The sequence below is a fragment of the Thermoanaerobaculia bacterium genome (assembly GCA_018057705.1).
In the GTDB taxonomy this organism is placed as follows: Bacteria; Acidobacteriota; Thermoanaerobaculia; order Multivoradales; family JAGPDF01; genus JAGPDF01.
This window is the reverse complement of sequence record JAGPDF010000153.1, coordinates 1-4,886: the sequence shown is the minus strand read 5'-3', so window position 1 is coordinate 4,886 and position 4,886 is coordinate 1. Positions and strand designations below refer to the sequence as shown.

5 protein-coding genes are annotated in these 4,886 nt (G+C 70.6%); 1 reads left to right on the top strand and 4 read right to left on the bottom strand.

The genetic code is table 11. The features are described 5' to 3' along the window. Positions 1 to 83: 83 nt before the first annotated feature. The gene (moaC, locus tag KBI44_21420) at positions 84 to 614 is read right to left on the bottom strand and encodes a cyclic pyranopterin monophosphate synthase MoaC (GenBank protein MBP9147046.1); all 531 of its coding nucleotides are present in this window, start codon (positions 612 to 614) and stop codon (positions 84 to 86) included. Between the two features lie 60 nt (positions 615 to 674). Here moaC and KBI44_21415 point away from each other — a divergent pair, with 60 nt between their 5' ends. Then, positions 675 to 1,379, top strand: coding sequence for a TIGR04283 family arsenosugar biosynthesis glycosyltransferase (locus tag KBI44_21415; GenBank protein ID MBP9147045.1), 705 nt, complete (start codon positions 675 to 677; stop codon positions 1,377 to 1,379). 154 nt (positions 1,380 to 1,533) lie between these two features. Here KBI44_21415 and KBI44_21410 read toward each other — a convergent pair whose 3' ends face one another. From KBI44_21410 to fmt, 3 genes are all read right to left on the bottom strand, one after another. Continuing rightward, the gene (locus KBI44_21410; GenBank protein ID MBP9147044.1) at positions 1,534 to 1,821 is read right to left on the bottom strand and encodes an HU family DNA-binding protein; all 288 of its coding nucleotides are present in this window, start codon (positions 1,819 to 1,821) and stop codon (positions 1,534 to 1,536) included. 122 nt (positions 1,822 to 1,943) lie between these two features. Then, complete coding sequence (locus tag KBI44_21405; protein ID MBP9147043.1) at positions 1,944 to 3,425, bottom strand: hypothetical protein; 1,482 nt, start codon at positions 3,423 to 3,425, stop codon at positions 1,944 to 1,946. Beyond that, entirely contained in the window at positions 3,422 to 4,360 is a 939-nt protein-coding gene (fmt, locus tag KBI44_21400; protein ID MBP9147042.1) for a methionyl-tRNA formyltransferase, read from the bottom strand. The genes KBI44_21405 and fmt overlap by 4 nt, the downstream gene beginning before the upstream one ends. Positions 4,361 to 4,886 lie beyond the last annotated feature (526 nt).

Sequence of the window (4,886 nt, the reverse complement as noted above, 5' to 3'; positions counted from 1 at the left end):
AGATGTGTAACAAGAGACAGGGCCGAAGCGCCGCCCGGCGAGCTCGTGCGGGCTCGCAAGCAGAAGGTCGAGGCCGGTCGAGATCATCGACCGGAGCTTTCGGAGGGGGCGGAGGGGGCGGAGGGGGCGTCGTGGTCGCGGCGGAAGTCGCCGCTGCGCCCGCCGCTCTTCGCTTCGAGGCGGAGGTCGGTGACTACCGCCGTGCGGTCGATCGCCTTGACCATGTCGTACATCGCGAGCGCCGCAGCAGCGCAGGCGACCAGCGCCTCCATCTCGGCGCCGGTGCGCGCCGTCACGGTCACCCGGCTGGCGATACGCACCGTGGCATCTCCGGGAGTGATCGTCACTTCGACGCTGTCGAGGGGCAGGGTGTGGGCGAGCGGGATCCACTCGTCGGTGCGTTTCGCCGCCTGGATGCCCGCCAGGCGGGCGACTGCGATCGCGTCCCCCTTGGGCAGCGAGCCGAGTCGCTCGACCGTCTCCGGCGCGCACAGAAGCTGGCAGGAGGCCTCGGCGACGCGCCGCGTGACCGGCTTCTCCGAGACGTCCACCATCCGGGCGCGGCCGTGGCCGTCGAGATGAGAGAACGGAGACGCCGAAGGTTTCGTGGACATGAGCGGGCAGGCGCAGGAGAGATCCTGGGTCGCAAGTGAATGCTAGCATCCGCAGCTCCCGTGGTCGGCCCTCGCGCGCGCGTTTCGATCGTCATTCCCGCGCTCGACGAGGAGCGCGCGATCGGCGCGGCGCTCGCCGCGGCGCTGGCCCAGGCCGACGACGTCGTCGTTTCCGACGGCGGCAGCAGGGATCGCACCGTCGAGATCGCCCGGGAGATGGGGGCGCGCGTCGTCTCCGGCCCCCCCGGCCGCGGCCGGCAGCTGAATCGCGGCGCGGCGGCCGCGGGTGAGGCGGGCCGAGAGCCCGAGGACATCCTGCTCTTCCTGCACGCCGACACGACGCTTCCCGGGGGCGGCGTGGAGCTCGTCCGCCGGGCAATCGCCGCGGGCGCCGTCGGCGGCGCCTTCGAGATCCGTTTCGACGGGCGGGGCTGGGTCTACCGCCTCGGCGAGCGTGTCGCGAGCCTGCGCTCACGCTGGAGCCTTCTCGCGCTCGGCGACCAGGCGCAGTTCGTGCGCCGGGAGCGATTCGAGGACCTGGGCGGGTTTCGCGACTGGCCGCTGCTCGAAGATCTCGACTTCATGCTGCGCCTGCGGGAGAGCGGCAGGATCGCGATCCTGCCGCAGCCGGTCGTCACTTCGGCGCGGCGCTTCGCCGCCCGCGGCCCCCTGCGCACCGTGCTCGGCAACTGGTGGATCTGGACACAGTTCGTGCGCGGCGTGGCGCCGGAGCAACTCGCGGCGCGCTACCGCGACGTCCGCTGACCCGGCCCCACGGGAGGGAACAAGGCCGGCGAGAAGCACAAAAGCCCTGCGGCGAGCATCTCTCCGCAGGGCTTCTGGCGTCAGGCAGTGCGATCAGAACGACACGGGCGGTCCGAACGAGTCCGAACCTCGCTGCCCGAGACTCCCGGGCAGCTTACTTGCCCTTGTTCAGCGCGTCCTTGAGGTCCTTGCCGGCCTTGAAGCGGGCGTTCTTGCTGGCCTTGATGGTGATGGTGGCACCGGTCGCGGGGTTGCGACCCTTGCGCGCCGCGCGCTTTCCGACGCTGAAGCTGCCGAAACCGGGGATCTGCACGCGATCACCCTTCTTCAAGCCCTTGGTGATCGCTTCGATCACGGCGTCGAACGCCTCGCCCGCCTGCTTCTTGGTCAGACCGTCCACGTTTCCAGCAACATACTCCACGATGTCGGCTTTTCCAGCCATCTTTCCTCCCCGGTTTCAATGGTTTTGTCGATCGCAATCGATGACGGAGAGGACGATAAGGCAAGTGCAGGAGCCTGTCAATACAGGGCTCCGCGACGTTTTCCTGGAATTTCCGGCAGAAATCAGGAGAGCCGTTCGAAGAGCTGGAGGGTGAAGCCGTCGTGGTCGCCCGAAGGGAGCCATCGGAAGACCCCTTCGCGACTCCTCGCCGAAGCCGCCGCCGCAGGAACCCGTCCCGCCGCCGAGGTGCGCCGGAAGCCGGGAACGAGCGCCAGGAACTGCTCGCCGGCCGCTTCGTTCTCCTCCGGCTCGAGCGAACAGGAGATCGCAACGAGAAGACCACCCGGCGCCACGGCGCCCGCAGCGCCCGCGAGCAAGCGCACCGCTTGCGCGGCGAGCCTCTCGAGCTCGGAGGCGCTCCACCGCCACTTCAACTCCGGGTGTTTTCTCAAAGTACCCGTTCCCGTGCAGGGGTAGTCGACGATGACGCGGTCAAAAGCACTGGCAAAAGGAGTGTGCTGGGCGTCGGCGGCGACGAGCGCGGCGTTCGTGTGCAGCCGCAAGTGGTTCGCGGCGAGCGCTGCGAGCCGCGGCAAGGCGAGATCGGCGGCCACGAGACGGACCGCGGGCTCCGCCGCGAGAATCGCCAGCCCCTTGCCACCCGGTGCCGCCGCCACGTCGAGGACGCGTTCGCCCGGGCGCGGCGTGGGCAGGTTGGCCGCGAGCTGAGCGACCTCGTCCTGGATGTAGAACTCGCCGCGCGCGAAGGCGGCGGTCCGCAGCGCGTTGCCCGACCGGACGATCAGCCCCTGGGCGGAAAGTCCACTCGGCTCGCTCTCGACACCCTCGGCGCGGAGCGCCTCCGCGAGGCGCTCGCGCCCGCCCTTGTCGCGGAAGGCGAGCAGGTGCATCGGCTTCTGCCGGTTGTTGGCTTCGAGGAGCGCCCGCGTCACCGGCTCGCCGTACTGCGTCAGCCAGCGCCGGACGAGAACCTCCGGATGGCTGGTCTCGATCGCCAGGCGCGTCACCGGATCGACCGCAGTCGCCGGGGCAAAAGCAGAAGGCGGGGACGACGCCGAGGCCGAAGACTGGGTCGGCGCAGAAGTCAGAGCGGCGCTGGTCTCGATCGGCCAGGCCGCGAGGCTCGGCCGCGCGGCGAGGCGGCGCAGGACGGCGTTGACGAAACCGGCTGCCCCCTTGTGGCTGCGCCGCAGCGCCTCGTCGACCGCTTCACTGACGATGGCGTGCGCCGGCACCCGATCGAGGAAGAGGAGCTGATAGGCGGCGACCCGCAGCACCGGCAGAAGCGCCGGCTGGATCTGCTCGAAGGTCCGGCCGCTCGCGGCCACGAGAACCTGGTCGAGCCGCTTCAGCCAGCGCAGCGTCCCGAAGACGATCTCGCGCAGCAGCGCCTGGTCGCGTTCGTCGAACGACCCCGCGAGCGCCGCGAGCTCGGAGTCGACCGGCGCGCGCGACACCAGCGTGCGCTCGACGATCGAGACGGCCTGGCTCCGGACGCCGCGGACGCTGCCGGCAGCCGGAACGCCTTGCGCGGCCGCGGACTTCGGCCCCGCGCCGGCGAAAGGCCTTCCGGTCAGGCTCAAGAGAGGCGGTCTCCGAGACCGAGATGAAGTCCGCGGGCGAGATCGCCGCCCGAGACCGGGCCCCGCCCGGCGCGCTGCGCGCGCTCGATGGCGAGCACCGAATCGTCGGAGGTCGCGACCAGCAGGCGCTCCTTCTCGATCGCGAGAACGGTGCCGGGGGCGGCGCCGTAGTGCGCCGCGGCCTGCGTCGCGGCCAGGACCTTGACCCACTCCTCGCCGAACGGCAGCTCGGCTCCCGGCCAGGGCTGAAAGGCCCTCACCAGGTCCTCGAGCGTTTCGGCCGGGAGCTCCCACCGGGTCCGAGCCTTGTCCTTGCGGATCTTCGGCGCGACGGTGACGCGAGACGCATCCTGGGGTCGGGCCGCAAGGGTGCCGGCGGCGAGTCCGCGCAAGGTCTCGACGACCAGCGGCGCGCCGAGCTCTGCGAGTCGGCGGGAGAGCTCCCCGGTCGTCTCGCGGACGCCGATGGCGAGCTCGGCGGCCTGAAGCATCGGCCCGCTGTCGAGCCCCTCCTCCATCACCATCGTCGTCACGCCGGTGACGGAATCGCCGGCGGCGATCGCCGCCTGGATCGGCGCGGCACCGCGCCAGCGCGGCAGGAGCGAGGCGTGGAGGTTGACGCAACCCAGCCGCGGCAGTTGGAGCAGCGCCGGCGGGAAGAGCTGGCCGAAGGCGACCACCACCGCGACGTCGGGCGCGACCTTCGCCAGGCGGGCGAGAAAGGCCGGATCGCGCACCTTCTCCACCTGCTCGCAAGGAATCCCGAGCTCCCGCGCCGCCTCGACCACCGGCGGGTCGGTCAGCCGCTGCCCCCGCTTCGCCGGCCGCGACGGTTGCGAAATCACCAGTACCGGCCGGAACTCACTCGCCGCCAGCGCCCTCAAGGTAGGCACCGCGAACTCCGGCGTGCCGAAAAAGACCGTTCTTACACTCATCCGACCCACAGGATACCCTGTCCCCCAAAGAACCCACCGCACCCGGCCAGCAGTGCGTTTCGAGACCCGGGAGCTCCGAGTGCCGTCTCCCTCTCGGGCTCCCCGGGCGGCTTGCTACGCCTCATGGCGAACGGAACGCCCGGCCGTGTCGACCCGGTCTGGTGCGGTTCTCGCACGGTCTATGTGCAATAATGACGGAGTTCGCCGCTGTGCCGGGAAGATTCCGCGCCTCGCGGCCATTGACGTGACGGGCGCCCGGCGCCCGGACGGCGGCCTTTCCGGCAGTCCCCGTTCTCATCCCCCAATCGTCGGATTCAAATCGAGCGGCACTCCGCCGTCCGCACGCGGACCGCGTCGCCGCACAGAAAGAAGAGTTGTTGCATGGCTTTTTCCACGTTCGACCTTCACCCCGATCTGCTGAAGGGCGTGAAGTCCCTGGGCTTCACCCGCCCGACGCCGATCCAGAACGACGCCATCCCGCCGGCCCTCGAGGGCCGCGACGTCCTCGCCTGCGCGATGACCGGCA